Consider the following 17,230-nt stretch of genomic DNA (forward strand, 5'->3'; position numbering starts at 1 on the left):
ATCTGCCTTTTCTTAACGTTCCGGTCTTTAACCGACCAATTTCTGTTTAGTTTTATTAATAATCGTAGCCAGGGAGCCGTCAAAAACTTGGGAACCAACCCTAACTTTTATGCCACCTATCAGCGAAGGAAGCACGCTAACTTGTAAATAGATATCTTTGCCGTATCGCTGAGACAAGATTTTTTGCAAGCGCTCTGCTTGGCTCGGTTGCAACGGGGTCGCGACCTGTACGGTTGCCACCAGTTTATCCGCCGCCTTTGCCAACTCCCGCCGCAGATGCCGCAGGGCAGAGGTCAAGGAAGTCACTTCCTCGATGTTACGTTGCCGATTAACCGCCTTTATTACCCGCGATATTAAGCAGAAAGCCGGTTGAGAAAGCTTATCCCCAAGCAGCTGCTTTAAAAGACGAATACGGTTATCTGCGTCTCGGTTGCGATCAGATAAAGCTGAGCGAACATCGGGGTTATTGCGGACAAACTGCTCGAAAGCGAAAATCTCATCCGCTAAGGCTATAGCCTGCTCATCTTGCATTGCTCCCAAGCGCACCGCATGAAACCCCAAGTTTTCAAAAACACTCGCAATTTCATCTTGCCTAGAAAGCGTGTTTACAGCGACTTGAGCAGCCTCTTTTACCTCGGAAGAGAGCTGGGGAGCCACCGCCGATAACAGAGCCGTTTTGTCATCGACACTTCGAGACGGATCGGTGAGCGCAGCTGCCAGTCGCGCGGAGGATTGAACCAAATCAGAAAGGTTGAACCACTGATTTGCCCAGTTGTAACTAGTCTCGCTATTGGGACTGTGCGCTTGAGCAAGAGAGTTTTCTGCCTGTTCAAGAGCTGCTCTACTGGAGGCACGCATTAGTTACTAACACTTTCTTTTTCCGACGAGACTGCTAACTGATCTAAGAAACGATCAACTACCCGAGCCGATAGCTCTCTATCTGTCAATTGCTCACCAACGATTTTCTCTGCTAGTTCACTGGCAAGTAATCCCACTTCGGTTTTTAGGGATATTTCGGCTGCTTGACGGTTAGCTTCTACCTGCCGGTTAGCATTGAGACTGATTCGCTCGGCTTCTTGCTCGGCTTGTTCTTTTGCCTTTGCAATTATCCGGCTCGCATTCGCGTGCGCATCTTCACGAATCTGGGCGGCTTCTTCATGAGCTGCCTGTATTTCTCGTTGGGCTTTAGAATCAGCCTCGGCTATTTCCCTTTTAGCCTTGTCAGCCATTTCTAAACCGGTACGGATAGTGTCGGCTCGTTCCTCAGTGAGCTGCCGGTACTTTGGGTATACGAATTTTAAAACCACCAAGAAAAAAATGGCAATGATGATGGCAGACCAGATTACTTCCGGTAATGCCGGCAGCAGAATGCTGTGTTCTTCACCGCCCGAGGCTGCCTGTATCATCTGTAACATTTAATCCGCCCTCTATTTGAACAGGAAGCCGGCAACCAAACCGATTAGAGCTAGTGCTTCTACGAAAGCAATACCAATAAACATATTGGTGGTGAGACGACCACCCAGCTCTGGCTGCCGTGCCATAGATTCTTGGGTTTTGCCAATCAAAATCCCGATACCAATGCCAGGTCCTAGGGTGGCCAGACCATATCCGATAGTAGCTAGAACGCCCAAACTCATAATATTTTCTCTTTCTTTTCTTGTTTTCCCCGTATCCAGTTCGCTTTGATACGGAAGTCTTTTAATGTGCTGGGTGAACCGAAAGGTTCACGTATACCGATGACAAAATCGCAAAAATATACGCCTGTAAGAACGCCACCAATATCTCAAAAGCGGTACAGGCAATTGCGGCTACAAAGGTAACTAAAGAAATAATCTTCATTCCGCCGCTGGCCCACAATAAGAAGTAGTTAGTGGCCAGAATGGTCAGAGCTAACAAAATATGTCCCGCAACCATATTGGCCAAAAGCCGCACAAACAAGGTAAAAGGCCGAATAATGAACGTGGAAATAAACTCGATTGGAGTTAGTAACACATACAGAACTTTGGGAACATTCGGGGGAAAGAGGGAGGATTTCATGAAGCCCCCAAAGCCCTGCGCCCCAATTCCGGCAGCCACAAAAAGTACCCAAGAAAACAGTGCCAATATCAAGGGAACTCCGGCCACAGATGAACCCGCGATGTTAAGCCCCGGAATCACTCCCGCTATGTTCATGAACAACACCGTGAAAAAGATTGCGGTGATAATCCCGTTATAGCGACGTGCATATTCCTTGCCCATAATGGCTTCCGAAATGCTTTCGCGACAAAAATCCAAAAGATATTCCATCGATGACTGCGCCGTACCTGGAACCAACTTTGCCCGACGCACATAAAGGAAAGAAACCAGCAAAAACAGGGTCAGCATTACCAGACGCACCAACACAATCCGGTTCAGTTCAAAGGGAGTACCGGCAAACGCAATCACCGGGGGGAAGAATTCATCAATGGTAGGTGCCTCGAAACCGCTTTGCGGTATCAGGGTGGTTAGCCCACTGAGCATTGGTGACACTGTCTGTTCCCTTCATTTCTGCCACGCGATTGAAACCTGTGTTTCAGGCTCTATTCTAACGCCTTAGTTTTACTTCAAGAACCCGCTCTAGAATATCTAATGATTAACTTAACATAGGACTTGCGTCCCCGAGAACTTGGGTTTTCTTTATGAAGATTTTAGCTTCACTAGATTCTCCCGATAATTAACCTATTGGATTTTGATACCACTGCGGCTTCACCAATAGTGGTTAGTAAAATCGCGATTACCAGAACCAAGAAAATCGTAGGGTTATCCACCTGGGATATAGGTCGCAACGCCGCAACTGCCACCAAAACTATGAGCAGTTTCACTAAATAAGCCCCAAATACATAGGTTGTAGTGCGCAAAGGATTACGTAAAACCAGCTGATTGGCACCAATACCAATCGCCGCAACTACCCACATGATCGCCAATGCGCAAACCGCCCCCAAAACTCCGGAAAAACCTCGTATTAGACCCGCCGGCGGAATCGCCACCACCGTCAAAAAAGCCAAAATGATAACCACCGCACGATTGCCTTTACGAATTGCCAAGCGCGCCCCATAGCGATTTTCAATCGCAGAAGAAGTAGCTACCTGGTCTTTTGTAGCTGCCAGTTTTACGGGTTTGCCCCGCTTTACCGTTACCTCTCTGTCGGAACCGCACGATGCGTCCTCTTTCATAACTCGTCCTTTTCTAGTAAGTGACGTGGATAAGAGCCCGTAAAATAATAGCTACGCAAACCTGGCAAATAAGAAATGGTGACCAGCAGACAAAGCACTCCCCCTCCCAGAGCCAGCAACAGCTCGGGCAGCCAGTTCAGTTTCAATAGACAAACCGCGAGCAGCGAAAAGTATAGTGCCCAAAGATACATCACCAGAACTGCACGCCGATGGGAATGACCCATTTTTAATAGACGATGATGTAAATGCTGACTATCAGGCTTAATAGGGGTGTCTCCTCGGCCTACGCGACGAATTACTGCCATGATGGTGTCCAGGAATGGCAAAATTAATACGGCAACTGGTAAAAGCAAGGGAATCGCGGCCGGTAAGAACTGGGAGCCACCGATAGAGGCGGGGTCAATTTGCCCGGTAACCACGATAAACATACAGGAAATAGTGAGCCCCAGCAGCATTGAACCCGAATCCCCCATAAAGATGGTGGCGGGATGGAAATTTGAAAACAGAAATCCAAGACAAACCCCCACGATTACTATCCCAATCATGGCAGCAAAAGAGGCATAGCTTTGGGCATTGGTAAGACGAATTAAAAGATAAGAGTAGACAAAGAATGCTCCGGCTCCAATCAGGGTGATTCCGGCTGCAAGTCCGTCAAGACCATCAACAAAATTTACGGCATTGATTGCAAACACGATTATCAACACCGTAACCATTATCGACATCCGAGTAGACGGGATAGTGATACCAAAAACTGGGAAAGATATGACTTGAATACCCTGCCAAGCCACGGCAGTGGCAATCAGGATTTGTCCCGATAGTTTAGTCCACCAGGTTAAATCGTAAATATCATCCACCACCCCCAAAAGGGTGATAGCGAGGGAACCAAAAATCAATGCCCAAACTTGCGGATCAGCATAAAACTGCGAAAAATAGGGCATTTGCCGAGAAATCAAAAACGCTCCCACCATTCCCAAAAGCATTGCAATTCCCCCTAAACGGGGGGTCGGAACGGTGTGGACATCACGTTCACGAACCGGAGTTACCACATGGAGGGCTAGGGAAATGCGACGCACTATTGGGGTCGCTAAGAAAGTAATCGCCATCGCAATTACTCCCAGCAACAGATAGGCTTTCACGGTTCCTCCCTAGTCATTGGCTACTTTTCCAGCTACTGCCTTTAGCTCATCGACCCCAATCGCCCCCATACGCAGCAACCAGTAGTCGCCTCCTATAACTTTAATGATGGTTGAGGGTTTCCCAATCGGGCTTTTCCCAGCATCTACATAATCTGCGACTTTATCCCCGAAATAGTCTCGTGCTTGGGTTGCCGATTGCGCCGGGGAACAGCCATGTAAGTTAGCGGAAGTAACCGCGAGCGGTCCGGTTACCTCCATTAATTCCAAGAGATCTTTTTGATTTGGCTGCCGGATTGCTACCGTACCTCCAGTTATCCCCAAATCTAACGATAAATCTTCGCGAGCAATGAGCACAATAGTGAGCGCTCCAGGCCAGAAGCTATTCATAAATTTTTTAGCTAGAGGAGGTATCTCGGGGACTAAAGATTCTACTTGCGAAATACCGCTAACTAATACCGGGGAGGGGAAGTCGCGCCCTCTGCCTTTAGCGGTTAGCAATTTATCAACCGCAGAGGACGAAAAGGGGTCAGCCGCAATTCCATATACGGTGTCGGTGGGTACCACCAGCAGTTTCCCGGATTTAATCTGGGTGTTTAGGTGGGCAATATCTTTATTATTTAGCGGAGTGCGCATACCTGCATACTAGCGTTTTTGCTGCGTTCACGCGCGTAGGTTACTACCGCAGTGCCCAGCCAAATACACAGCAAAGAGCTTCCAGTGAGCCAAATATCGCGCTGCCCTCCGGTCTTCGCTAAGTCCGGAGGACTAGCCGGGATAGAGGGAGCAGAATCGGGGGCGTTTTCTGGAGGTTTACTACTTTGACTTGCTGGTTCTGTATTTTGAGGAGTCTGGGTAGGAGCAGACGAAATACTTGCTGGCGGGGCAGAACTACTAATGGGTTTATCGATAGGGGCTTCCTTAAAACTCAAGGAAGCGTTGGGGGTAGGGTCTACGGCAAAAGCAGAGGACGTGAAAACTATAGGGAGGAAAGCCGCAGCTGCTACCGCTACTGCCGAACGCTGCCACGACCTCATTGACTACTCTTTCTCCCATTTGCCAGCCACTTTAGTTAAAAGATTAGCATTATCTCAGGTGGGAATTAAACTTATTTCCTATTTTTTTGCGAAAAGATATCGATTACGACCAGTAAGGTCGCGCCGCGTCCTCGCCTTAGAAAATCCGATACCGGTGGCATAGCTATTAAGCTGTTCCCCTTGGCTAGGGTCATGTTCCATTGCCAATACTCCCCCGGGCCTTAGCAATCGAAAAGCCTGTTTCACGGTTCGGGTGGGAATCAGCAACCCGTTTTCTCCCCCACCCCACAGGGCTAGCGGGGGGTCACGGAGAGCTTCAGGCTGGTCTATAGCTCCCTCAGGTACATAGGGCGGGTTGGATACGATGAGGTCAAAGCGTCCAGCTTGCTTTGCCCACAACTGCTCATCAGCTACATCTGCACAGGTAATCTGGATTCGTTCGCCCTGTCGGGGATAGCGGTTGAGATTCTTTTTTGCCACCCCTAACGCTTTTTCACTAATCTCGACCATGAACACTCGACAGGAGGGAAGCGCGTGCGCGAGAGCAAGGGCAATCGCGCCAGACCCAGCACAAAGATCGGCGACCAGCTGCGCGCCTTGAGCCGCCTCGGTTTGTAACGCCAGTTCCACCAGATACTCGGTTTCGGGGCGCACGATGAAAGCATCGGGGCTAGAAAATAGGCAGAAAGAACCAAAATACATTTCTTTTAATAGATGTTGTAAAGGTTCATGATTGCAGCGCCGTAAAACCAGGTCGCGAAAGGTTCTCGTTTGCGAAACCGTTAATTTTTCGGGCGCAAATAGATATTCCTTAGCCTGACAAACGGCACAGTACAATCGTTGAATTTCTTGAGCCGGAACTATTTGAGCCTGAATATAGCGACTGCGCGCCCAACTATAGGCTTGTTCGCGGGTGAGGACGTCCTCTTGGTTCACGGGAAATAATAGCCAATCCTATTTGTCGTCCGATTTTCCGGATAACTTGGCGAGTCGATGCTCTTCATCAAGTTTAATTGCGGAGTCAATCACTGGTTGCAACTGTCCGTTCAGTACCTGGTCGAGGTTATATGCCTTGTAACCAGTGCGATGATCTGCGATTCGGTTTTCTGGGAAGTTGTAGGTGCGGATACGTTCAGAGCGATCAACGGTACGTACCTGGGAATGTCGCTGCTCGGCGGCTTCGGCTTCCCTTTTGGCATCCTCTTCTGCTTTCAGGCGCGCCCGGAGCACCCGGAATGCAGCCTCCCGGTTTTGGATTTGAGACTTTTCGTTCTGCATACTGACAACGATTCCGGTGGGGATATGGGTTAGACGAACCGCAGAATCGGTAGTATTAACCGACTGTCCACCAGGACCAGAGGAGCGGAACACATCTACCCGCACATCATTTGGATCAATCTCAACTTCACCGGTATCTTCTGCCTCGGGCATAACAAGCACTCCTGCCGCTGAAGTGTGGATTCTACCCTGAGACTCAGTAACCGGCACTCGTTGAACCCGGTGAACCCCACCCTCGTATTTCAGATTTGCCCAAACTCCATCCTCGGGAGCAACATTCCCCTTGGCTTTAATCGCGATTTGGGCATCCTTAATCCCACCCAGGTCATTCAAAGTAGAGTCCATAACCTGCACAGTCCAGCCTTTATCTTCGGCGTAGCGCTCATACATTCGCAGTAAATCTCCCGCGAATAGGGCGGATTCATCCCCGCCCGCCCCGGCTTTAATCTCCATAATCACATCCCGAGCATCATCGGGGTCGCGCGGAGCCAGAATCTTACGTAATTTGTCGAGGGCTCTTTCTTGAGCTGCTTGCACAAGGGGAAGCTCCTCAGCGAATTCGGGGTCTTCCTTAGCTAATTCTTTAGCGGCTTGCAGGTCTTCTTCCGCGTCTTTCCAAGCCGTATAGGCTTTAGCGATTTGGGATAGTTGCGCGTGCCTACGTCCAATCTTGCGGGCTTTAGCCTGGTCTCGCGCCACGCTGGGATCACCCATTTTCATTTCTAACTCAGTTTTTTCAGTAATCAGCGCTTCAATAGCTTCCTGATCTACAGGTGATGACACGGGTACTCCTAGGTTTTCAATAATGACCAATTCCCAGTCTACGTTCTTGCGCGCCAGGAATAAACTACAAGCTAGCTTTCAAGGGTAGGCAATCAGTTTCAAGTTCGGGTGCTTACCATAGCTAACTCTTAGCGAGTCAGATAAACGATTACTGATAATCGCTGCATTTGCAAGGATAGAGCTAGCTATTCGCAAGCTAGCAAAACTCTTCGGACGGTATCTGAAAGATGTAGTAGATACCAAAAGGTGTGGTCGATTAGTAATCGACCACACCTTTGATTAAAACTTATTTGTTGCGGTTGCGTTTTCCGTAACGAGCCTCGAAGCGGGCTACCCGTCCTCCGGTATCCATAATCTTTTGCTTACCGGTGTAGAACGGATGGCAAGCCGAGCACACATCTACCCTCATAACACCAGAGGTAATAGTGGAACGGGTTTCAAAACTGTTTCCACAGGTACAAGTAACCGTGGTAGGGACATATTCGGGATGGATTCCCTGCTTCATGATTTCTCCTTGGATTCTAAGAGCCCCGGGTCCAAATGTGGGTTACAAACGGTGAACCGGAACCGGATTAGATTATGCCACCTTTCACGCCGATAATGCCAGCTAGAAGAACAAAATGTGTCCGGGGCTACCTTTCAGCGCTTCCCTATCTGCGCCATGTTCGTTATCCGAAAAAATTTTCTTATAACAATCTCATAACAAGAGATGGTCTTGACCAAGGTTACCGCAGGTCAAGCGGGTAGGAATACCTATTTACCTGCACTGTGAGCATACTTACCTAACCTTGAGGTAGCGAACCTAATAATCACAGTTAGGATAAAGATGTTGTTTTGATTAGCCAGTTTGGAAGCATCGGTATAAATGTCTAAGAAAGCAAAAATCTCAATCGGTATTGTCATTGGCGTGCTAGTGGCATTGATTGCAGCCTTTGCAATCTACGTCTCTTACTACGCTGTGGGGAAAAAGGCTCTCCCCGGCACCACCGTGGGGGAAGTTAAAGTATCAGGAATGACTGCTGCCCAAATTCAGCGGCAGCTAGAAAAAACCCAAACCAGCGGTAAAGCCACCTTCTCCGGCAAGGGAATCCAACAAGTATCTTTTACTCCCCAAGAAATCGGCTACCGGGTTAGCGCTGCTTCCACCGCTGAAAACGCTACTGCTCGCAGCAGTGTTTTTGACTATGTGAGCAGCCTATTTACTTCCCGGAAGCTACCAATTGCTCACACCGTAGATCCCGCCATTACCAATGCCCTATCGCAAGAAATATCAAAATCAATAAAAGATGCTAAACCGGCTACCGAGCCCAGCGTAAAAGTTAATAAAGACGGAACCGGATTTGAGACGGTTGCCGGAAAGGACGGTTTCGGAGCAGACACTAAAGCACTGCTAACCGCTGCCGAAAAAGTAATGAATACCCAAAAAGATCAGGCTATAGAGATAAGCGTGGGGGCAGTCAAACCACTAGCCGACCTGGAAACCGCTCAAAAGCTAGCTGAACTTGCTACCAAAAACCTGCAAACCAAAGTGGCTATTAAAGCCGGAGACAAAGAAATAACTGCTGACCAAAAAACCAAAATTAGCTTCACTCAAATCCCCCCCGTAAGCAAAAACGCTAAGCTGCAGGCAAATGAGAAAGCGGTGAACGAGTGGGTAGAGGCGAATAAGAAAGCCGTTGAAGTCAAGAAAGTTGATGGAAAACGTTTCGTTAATAGTGGCGGTAAAGTACTAAAAACCGAGGTAGAAGCAAAAGATGGGGTTACGGTAAGTAATATCGATAAAGTAGCCCAGGAAATCTCCAATAAATTCCCAAATGGGATTGACAGTTCTCCCTCATATGAAACCAAAGTTGAGAAAGCTACTACCAAGGATAAAACCGTTGCTGATGGCGCAGAAAAGTTAGCCTATATGGCAGCTCCCGGTGAAAAGTGGATTGATGTAAATCTTTCAAATTACACGGTCACCGGATACGAGGGAGCTACTGTAACTAAAGGACCGGTATCTATGGTTCCTGGCGCTCCCGCTACCCCAACTATTCAGGGTACCTTTGCTATTGACCGCAAGTATCGTTCTAAAACCATGCGCGGTTTTAACATTGACGGAACCCCGTACACTACCCCGAATGTACCCTACGCAATGTATTTTTCAGGAGGATACGCCCTGCACGGCGCTCCTTGGCGTGGCTCTTTTGGGTGGGGTGGTCCTGGTGGATCCCACGGCTGTGTAAATATGCCGGTATCAGCAGCCGGTCAGTTCTATAACTGGGCTCCGCTAGGTACTGTGGTTGTTTCTCACCGCTAACCAGCGGTCTGGATAAACCCTCAGGCGAAAGCATAAAATCCCCTCTAACCTGGGTATCCCCTAAAATCTAGCTACTGCTACTACTGCTAGGGGAAACTACCTACCCTAGTTAGATAACAGCCAGGAAATAATCTGGTTTCCGCTGGCACGCAGCCCGTCGTGGTGCAAATCCTCTTTCTCCAAGATATTGGCTCCCATAACCCTGCCGGTATTTAGCGATAGGGCGCGGGGAACGAAAATGTCGTCCCGGTAAACCACTGCATGTATCGGAACTTGGTTTTCCGCCAATTTCTGCGGGTCATAGAGTACCGGCCACTCGGTTTCCGCCGCCAAATCATCTGCCAGTTCCGCTAGGGACTTGAGCGCAGGATCGCGGGTAAACACCCAGCTACCAAAATGTTCCCCAGTAAGGTAATAGGGTTGAGACTTATCGAGGGGATCGGAATCTTGGGCAAATCCGGGAGCCTTTTCGCGAATCCGATCTGCCGCCCAGGCAGTGGGTTCCACTTCGCTTTGTTCAACCGCGTTCCCGTAAATAGTTTCATGCAAGAGGGCGTAGAGGGGATCCAGAGCAAAACTGACTCGTCCTCCTACCTGTCCTAAAAATTCTTGGGTGAGGTGACGTTTACCCCCAATCTGCACAAACGGCGCCTCGAACAGGTAGCGCAGATTTTCCAGGCCAAGCGTGCGTCCCAGCTCCAGACCTACCTGTCTAATCCGATTGGGGGTCAGTTTTTCTCCATTAGGTAGGTATTCATCGTGTTCTAGCACGTGGGCACAGGTTTGCCGAACCGCTTCTTCCATACCGGGCAGGGCGTAGAACTCTTGGCAACGCCGGGCGGTGGCCGCGAAAGTTTGCTCGTAAATCCGGTTTACCTTGGTCAGCCCCGGCAGCCCCCCGGTGATATAGGCTTTTTCGATGGCCTCGGGAAAGCGAGACAGATAGGCGGTAATAATAAAGCCCCCGAAACTTTGCCCCATCACCGTCCATTTCTTTATCCCTAGGGCGCGGCGCAGTGCTTCGGCGTCCCCTACAATCTGGTCGGCGCGCATCAGTCGCAACCAGGCTCCGGCGCGGTTTCCTAGAGCAGGAATAGTGACATTATCGAGCGGGGTGGAGCGCCCAGTTCCCCGCTGGTCAAGCATGATTATCCGATATTTTTCCAGGGCAGCGCCGAACCAGGGAGCAGACCAGTCTGCCGGACGAGAGCCTTTACACCCCGGGCCGCCTTGGAAATAAATCAGATAGGGACGGTTTTCGTCATCATCCAGGGCGATTTCGCGGGCATAGATTTCGATATTGGTTTGCTTGATTTCCGCATCGACCCAGGGAGGCAGGAACTGGCTGTCTGGTGTCGAAATATCAAAGTTTCCCTGCGCTTTTGGCCGGGTTTGTTCGCCGGGAGTAACCGCAAAAAGCTCGCTCTGTACCCCGGTGTCCTGGGTATGCGCCCCTCGTTCCAGGTTTACCACCGGATTTTTCGCCGAGTCCGGGAACAGGTTTAACGCTACTTCCGGGTGGTAGAGAGGAACCGTGAGGACGTGTTCGCGGATTAGGTAACGTCCCTGACGATATTCTTTGGGGTTAGGATTTTGCTCTAATTTCGGGTAGAGAGGGCGCGCGAGGGCAGCTGCCGGAGCGGCAGGTTTTTGCTGACCGTTAGTTTCGCGGCAACCTTTCATCTTCCGCTCTTGTATGAAACTATCTGCGCTACCACCTGCGGTATCGGGAGCTATCCCACTGGCATTCTCCTTGCTGGTATTCCAGCCTGGCCCAAAATCCGCCTCCCGAGGAGTCCCCGTCTGGTATGCCTTTGCAATCGCCTGGGCATGAGAGTCTGCCTGTTCATTGAGGGGATGCCCGGCGTGCCCCTTTACCCATTCGAAGCTAACTTTCCCCCTTCTGGCTGGGTCAGATAGTAACTGATCTAGGCGTTTGACCAGTTCCAGGTTGGCTACCGGTTTGCCACCGCCAGTTTTCCACCCCTTTTTCTTCCAGCCGAACCGCCATTTCGTCAAAATATTAATCACGTACTGGGAGTCCGCCTGGATCAATAAATCATCATTCATACCCGCAGTTTCGGTGAGTAAATCGGCTACTGCCATCAGTTCTGCCTGATTATTTGTTCCGAGCGTGAAACCACCAGCACGCCAACAATCAGGAGACAGATACCAACACCAGCCGCCTGCACCGGGATTTCCGAGGGAGGAACCATCTGTTGCTGCGATAATCATCTTCGCTCTCCTAACTGCACACCTGGAAAATTAATATAACCTGGGGACGCCTCCCGGCGTCCCCAGGTTATCAGTACACAATCAGATTAACCGCTACGGCAAAGCATTTATTAGTTAGCCCGATGCTGCATTCATCGCCTCTAAAACTCGCGATTACCTAGGCGCTATCCCCGACTTAGCAGCCTAGTGCCAGAAATGGCGAGTACCGGTCAAGTACAAAGTTACGCCGGCTTCTTGACAGGCTTTGATAGTGTCTTCGTCGCGAATCGATCCACCGGGCTGCACAATGGCTTTCACCCCTGCCTCAATCAGGGATTGCGGACCATCAGCGAAGGGGAAGAACGCATCGGAGGCAGCCACCGAGCCGCGTGCCCGCTCGGGGGCAGCTTCACCTTCCGGCGCCTGCCCCAAAGTATTTGCCCGTTGAATCGCCAGAGCACAAGAATCTACTCGGTTCACTTGCCCCATCCCGATACCGACAGTGGCCTGTTCTTTTGCTAGCAAAATGGCATTTGACTTCACCGCCCGCACTGCTTTCCAGGCAAAAGCTAAATCTGCCAGAGTGGCTTCATCAGCTGCTGCGCCCGCCGCTAAAGTCCAGTTTTCCGGATTATCGCCCTCGGCCTGCAAGCGGTCGCGAGTTTGCGCCAACATTCCCCCACTGATCTGGCGGAATTCCCACTCCACCGGGGCGTCTGCGTCAATCCGCAAAATCCGCAGATTCTTCTTGGTCTGTAGCAGCTTTAAGGCTTCCTCTTCGTATTCAGGGGCAATAATTACTTCTGTGAAAATCGGTTTCACCTGCTGCGCCATCTGCAAAGTAACCTCACGGTTACAAGCAATCACTCCGCCATAGGCCGATAGTGGGTCGCAACCGTGCGCCAATAAGTGCGCCTTCGCTACGTCCTCGGCGACTGCAATCCCGCAGGGGTTAGCGTGTTTGATTACCGCCACGCAAGGCTCGCTATGGTCGGTGGCTGCCCGCCAAGCCGCATCGGCATCGGTGTAGTTGTTGTAGCTCATGGGTTTGCCGCCCAGCTGCTCTGCCTGCGCCAGACCGCCCTCTTCATCGGTGAAACGATAGACCGCGGCCTCTTGATGCGGGTTCTCCCCATAACGCAAGCTGTGTAGTTCTTTGAGCTGTGGTTTCCACTGTTCTAAGTTAGGCAGGGCGCTGCTAGCGGTAGCTTCGTCCTCGCCCTTTAGTTGCTTCGCAAACCAGGAGGAAATCTGGGTGTCATAAATGGCGGTGTGGTTGAAAGCCGTAGCTGCGAGTTCGCGGCGCTCCGCAGCAGTGAATCCCCCACGTTGCAGGGCAGCAGCTAAATCGTCGTAGGAACTGGGATCCACAATCACCGCTACATCGGCGTGATTCTTGGCGGCTGCCCGAATCATTGACGGCCCCCCAATATCAATTTTTTCGATACAATCCGCAAACCCCGCACCGGAAGCTACGGTGTCGGCGAAGGGATAAAGATTACAAACCACAAGGTCAATAGGGGTTACTTTAAGTTCTTCTAGCTGGGCAACGTGGGCAGGAAGCTCCCGGTTAGCCAAAATCCCGGCATGAATCAGAGGGTGCAGGGTTTTTACCCGCCCATCGAGGCATTCAGGAAACCCGGTTACCTGGGAAACTTCGGTTACCGGTACCCCGGCAGCGGCAATCACTTGAGCTGTAGAACCGGTGGAAATAATTTCAACCCCAGCTGCCTGTAGGTTTTTCGCCAGTTTATCGAGGCCGGTTTTATCATAGACGCTGACCAGAGCACGTTTAATGGGTTTTATTTCGCTCATGACGTGGGAATCCTTTTGTTGCATTCTTTGTCCAGCCCAGGCGAGCGACTGTCCTTTTACGTTCCCCAGTGGTTATCCACTTTTTTCGCCAGTCACGTTAAAACCAGTCTACCCTGCTGGCTTCGGTGGCGAAAGTTAGTCTTGGTCGGGAATTTCGATGGCTTGGGTGGAAGTGTCGTCAGCGCCGCGCCGCGGTTTGCCCGCACGCAAGCGACCTCGTTTGAAAATTGAACGTTTTATTGCTGGCCGCGTCAGTTCTGCTTCCGGGAGGCGCTGGGCAGAAGATTTGATTTTTTCCAATTCCTGGCGTTCTTTCGCAATAACTTCATCGGTTTTGCGCTCTGCCCAATCGGTGGCCAGGTCTTTTATTTCCTCGGTATCTACCGGCAGGGCTCCCCTAGAGCGCGCAAACTTTTCTTCCGGGCTCTGCCGCGGGGCAGCTGGCTTAGCCAACTGGTCAGCTTGCGATTTTTCGGTAGTTTCGAGGGCGTCCTCGCTGTCTTTACCGACAGCTTCAGTCTTTTTACCCGACTTGGCTTCGCTATCATTTCCTTCACCAGCGGGGACAGTTTCCGAATCTGTCATCGGAAGCTCTGACGGTGGCGCTACTTGTTCAGTTTCCGTCACCTCATTCGCAGCTGAGGGCACTTCCTGCGCCTCACTATCTCCGGTCGCCTGCGGCTTCGCGGAACTATCCTCTCCGCCTGTTTCCTGCGTATCGGCTTCCGCGTCCTCATCCGTAACCGCGCCCTCGGCGCTCAGAGGATTTCGGGAGTGCAGTTCTTTCGCTTTTTCCTTCGCTGCTGCTATCCCTTGGCGACTAACGCGCAAACTCGCCCTCCTCGCCCTAAAGAAATTATCTGCCAGGTAGGCACGAGCACGAGGGTGCAAAACCACTCCTACCAGTACTATCGGCAACCAAACTAGGATAAACCCCATAGCGGCAGTAGCCAGCGGTTGCGCCCCCCAAACCGACATTCTCCCCGTCCCTATAGACCCGGAAGCTAGGAAACAGAACCAAGCGGTGAGCACTGTAAAAGAAAGCGCCCCAACCAGGAAAGACGCTATATGAGAAAAGAAATCAACCCGCGCCATCGAGGTGTAAAGCCCATATCCAACTACGAGACTACCCGCTACGATTAGCGCCAACACCCAGTATCCGGGAGTTTGATTTGGCAGCGCCCCCAAAATAGGGACTGCCGGAATCGGTCCGGCTTTCACCTGAGTGAGAGAGCGGACAGTACCAGTCCCCTGCGCAAAACCCGGACCTAACACCCAGGTCAGCGCCCAAGTTTGCACAGTAGGCAGATACAGCAATTGCGCCAGCCAAATCAAAATCCCTGCCCCTAGGGAAACTCCGTAAAGGTCATAGATTTTATCAACCGCCGAAAAATGCGAAAACACTTGAGTGAGCACCAGAATCAAGGTGATGAAACCGAAGAACACAAACACTTTCCAGCCACTGCGAACTCCGGACACCACCCAACCGGGAACCGTCCAAGTGCTACTGGCGCCGTCCCAGCTGCGCTCGTCCCGATCAATTCCCAGACGGCGGTTTTCTAAATCTTGGCTATATGCGTAATCGGGATTGACAAGGCGCGCCCGCAAGGCTCGGCTTTGCGCATTCAAATAATCTAAACGGTATTTCAGACGCGATTTAAAGTTACGCAACGCAGGTTTAACTTCTTTAGGGCGCTGCTCTCGGTCAAAAAGATAAAAAGCATAGCCGACAACTATAAAACCATGAAGCAGTGCCCAAAAGAACAGTTCACCCAGGCTATAGGCTCCTCGCACCACCAAACCCACCAGGGTAGCTACCAGTGCTTGCGCGAAAGGATATACCCAGAGGATAGTTTTACTTTCGAGGACGAGACGGTGCGCGAGATGCGCCCCCAACCATAGGTACGCAATCCACAAACCGAGGGGTATAAGCGACATGGTTGCCGCTTTCCCTAGAGTGAAATGCAAGGGAGTAGCGAACCCTAAAGCCCAAATACTAGAACCCACCGCCAAGGAATCTGTCCAGACAATATCTACTATCCACGGATTTGAAGAGGTAGAAAAATAAACTCCCGCGCAGCAAGCCAAGATAATAATCCAAGGAAAAACGCAGGTGATGAGGGCAGCTGCCACCATACGGGTAATTCCCGGTTGAATCCTAACCGTGAAGGTGCGTCGAGTTTTTTGCGAGGTAGCAACACCCTTTTCCCCCGCCTCTGCCTTTAGCGGCCGTTTTGGATTCTTGGGCTTAATCGTGGAGGTACGGGTAGACCCTTTCCCCGCACCCGCAGGTTGCCGAAGAAATTTTTGAAAATTTAAACGCCGCACCATCTCTACTATTGTCCACTTTTTCAAAGAAATACCGCTTAGGCACACCGCATATAGTAGCTGAGAATCCAAAATCGGTCAGGGAGATACCGCTAGGTCGCCCTCCCCCACAGAGTTTTTTTAGGTAGGAGAATCCGGCTATCGGATGCCCATATCTTAGCTAACCGGCAGATAGCAGGTTTGCTGCTAGTGGAGCGCGTTGAATGCTTCCCGCACCAACTGGGCAGTTTGAGAGGGAGTCTTGCCAACTTTGACGCCCTGAGCTTCCAGAGCTTCCTTCTTCGCCTGGGCAGTGCCTGCCGAACCGGACACGATAGCTCCTGCGTGCCCCATGGTTTTACCTTTAGGAGCAGTAAAGCCCGCTACATAAGCGATTACCGGCTTGGTGACATTAGCGGCGATATAGTCGGCGGCGCGTTCTTCCGCGTCCCCTCCGATTTCACCAATCATTACGATTACCTTGGTGTCGGGGTCATTTTCAAACGCCTTTAGCGCGTCAATATGGGTAGTACCAACCACTGGATCACCGCCGATCCCCATACAGGTGGTGAAGCCAATATCGCGCAGCTCAAACATCATTTGATAGGTCAAAGTACCGGACTTGGATACCAATCCGATAGGGCCGGAGCCAGTGATATCGGCCGGGGTAATGCCCACATTGGACTGTCCCGGCGTAATAATGCCCGGACAGTTCGGACCGATAATCCGGCATCCCTTCTCCAGGGCGGCATTTACGAACTCGGTGGAATCCTGTACCGGAATCCCCTCGGTAATCACCACGATCAGCGGCATCCCGGCCTCTACGGCTTCTAGTACCGCGCCTTTAGCGAAACGCGGGGGAACGAACACTACCGAAACATTCGCGCCCTCTTTTTCGATGGCTTCTTTCACGGTGCCAAATACGGGCACCGAAACTGTTCCGGCTTTTACGCCCCGTTTTTTGGCGACCTCACCCAGGGGAACAATATCGAAATCAACCGTTTGCCCTGCTTTCTTGGGGTTAGTTCCCCCTACCACATTAGTTCCAGCTCCTAGCATCAGCCGGGTGTGTTTACGCCCCTCCGAACCGGTCATACCCTGTACGACAACCCGGGCTGCGGAATCAAGAAATACTGACATATTTGCTTCTCCTTATGCTTTTACCGATTC

Annotated in this window: 16 protein-coding genes and 1 riboswitch; of the genes, 1 reads left to right on the forward strand and 15 read right to left on the reverse strand. The window is 50.9% G+C overall.

Features of this window, described 5'->3' with window-relative positions; genetic code table 11:
* Positions 1–27 precede the first annotated feature (27 nt).
* The 11 genes from PG728_RS07255 to rpmE all read right to left on the reverse strand — a co-directional run bounded on the left by PG728_RS07255 (position 28) and on the right by rpmE (position 7,927).
* Positions 28–858: a F0F1 ATP synthase subunit delta gene (locus PG728_RS07255; RefSeq protein WP_072509190.1), complete on the reverse strand. Its 831-nt coding sequence runs from the start codon at positions 856–858 to the stop codon at positions 28–30.
* Positions 858–1,415 carry a F0F1 ATP synthase subunit B gene (locus PG728_RS07260; protein WP_072509189.1) on the reverse strand — a complete coding sequence of 186 codons (558 nt, stop codon included), beginning with the start codon at positions 1,413–1,415 and terminating at the stop codon, positions 858–860. Before PG728_RS07260 ends, PG728_RS07255 begins: the two co-directional genes overlap by 1 nt.
* 12 nt (positions 1,416–1,427) lie before the next feature.
* Positions 1,428–1,637 carry an ATP synthase F0 subunit C gene (gene atpE / locus PG728_RS07265; protein WP_072509188.1) on the reverse strand — a complete coding sequence of 70 codons (210 nt, stop codon included), beginning with the start codon at positions 1,635–1,637 and terminating at the stop codon, positions 1,428–1,430.
* A gap of 61 nt (positions 1,638–1,698) precedes the next feature.
* Positions 1,699–2,499: a F0F1 ATP synthase subunit A gene (gene atpB, locus PG728_RS07270; RefSeq protein ID WP_072509187.1), complete on the reverse strand. Its 801-nt coding sequence runs from the start codon at positions 2,497–2,499 to the stop codon at positions 1,699–1,701.
* 176 nt (positions 2,500–2,675) lie between these two features.
* Positions 2,676–3,191, reverse strand: a complete 516-nt coding sequence (locus PG728_RS07275; RefSeq protein ID WP_072509186.1) for a hypothetical protein — start codon at positions 3,189–3,191, stop codon at positions 2,676–2,678.
* On the reverse strand, positions 3,188–4,327 hold the full coding sequence (locus tag PG728_RS07280) for a glycosyltransferase family 4 protein (RefSeq protein ID WP_270626710.1): 1,140 nt from the start codon (positions 4,325–4,327) through the stop codon (positions 3,188–3,190). Before PG728_RS07280 ends, PG728_RS07275 begins: the two co-directional genes overlap by 4 nt.
* 9 nt (positions 4,328–4,336) lie before the next feature.
* The gene (locus PG728_RS07285) at positions 4,337–4,960 is read right to left on the reverse strand and encodes an L-threonylcarbamoyladenylate synthase (RefSeq protein WP_072509184.1); all 624 of its coding nucleotides are present in this window, start codon (positions 4,958–4,960) and stop codon (positions 4,337–4,339) included.
* Positions 4,945–5,361: a hypothetical protein gene (locus PG728_RS07290; protein WP_270626712.1), complete on the reverse strand. Its 417-nt coding sequence runs from the start codon at positions 5,359–5,361 to the stop codon at positions 4,945–4,947. Before PG728_RS07290 ends, PG728_RS07285 begins: the two co-directional genes overlap by 16 nt.
* 78 nt (positions 5,362–5,439) lie before the next feature.
* Complete coding sequence (prmC, locus tag PG728_RS07295; RefSeq protein ID WP_270626714.1) at positions 5,440–6,297, reverse strand: peptide chain release factor N(5)-glutamine methyltransferase; 858 nt, start codon at positions 6,295–6,297, stop codon at positions 5,440–5,442.
* 18 nt (positions 6,298–6,315) lie between these two features.
* A complete protein-coding gene (gene prfA / locus PG728_RS07300; protein WP_270626716.1) occupies positions 6,316–7,422 on the reverse strand; it encodes a peptide chain release factor 1 in 1,107 nt (368 codons plus the stop codon).
* Positions 7,423–7,708: 286 nt separating this feature from the next.
* Entirely contained in the window at positions 7,709–7,927 is a 219-nt protein-coding gene (gene rpmE, locus PG728_RS07305; RefSeq protein WP_072509180.1) for a 50S ribosomal protein L31, read from the reverse strand.
* A 360-nt stretch (positions 7,928–8,287) separates the two neighbouring features.
* On the opposite strand from rpmE, the gene PG728_RS07310 reads away from it, so the two are divergent.
* Positions 8,288–9,724 (forward strand): L,D-transpeptidase, encoded by a 1,437-nt coding sequence (locus tag PG728_RS07310; RefSeq protein ID WP_079985797.1) that lies wholly within the window; start codon positions 8,288–8,290, stop codon positions 9,722–9,724.
* Between the two features lie 105 nt (positions 9,725–9,829).
* Here PG728_RS07310 and PG728_RS07315 read toward each other — a convergent pair whose 3' ends face one another.
* The 4 genes from PG728_RS07315 to sucD form a co-directional block, all read right to left on the reverse strand.
* A complete protein-coding gene (locus PG728_RS07315; protein ID WP_270626718.1) occupies positions 9,830–11,959 on the reverse strand; it encodes an alpha/beta fold hydrolase in 2,130 nt (709 codons plus the stop codon).
* A 183-nt stretch (positions 11,960–12,142) separates the two neighbouring features.
* A complete protein-coding gene (gene purH / locus PG728_RS07320) occupies positions 12,143–13,753 on the reverse strand; it encodes a bifunctional phosphoribosylaminoimidazolecarboxamide formyltransferase/IMP cyclohydrolase (protein ID WP_270626720.1) in 1,611 nt (536 codons plus the stop codon).
* Between the two features lie 27 nt (positions 13,754–13,780).
* Positions 13,781–13,859, reverse strand: a riboswitch (ZMP/ZTP riboswitch).
* Positions 13,860–13,888: 29 nt separating this feature from the next.
* Positions 13,889–16,084 (reverse strand): cell division protein PerM, encoded by a 2,196-nt coding sequence (locus tag PG728_RS07325; protein WP_270626721.1) that lies wholly within the window; start codon positions 16,082–16,084, stop codon positions 13,889–13,891.
* A 183-nt stretch (positions 16,085–16,267) separates the two neighbouring features.
* Entirely contained in the window at positions 16,268–17,200 is a 933-nt protein-coding gene (gene sucD / locus PG728_RS07330) for a succinate--CoA ligase subunit alpha (protein WP_270626723.1), read from the reverse strand.
* Between the last annotated feature and the right edge of the window lie 30 nt (positions 17,201–17,230).

Source organism: Varibaculum timonense (assembly GCF_027694345.1).
Lineage (GTDB): Bacteria > Actinomycetota > Actinomycetes > Actinomycetales > Actinomycetaceae > Varibaculum > Varibaculum timonense_A.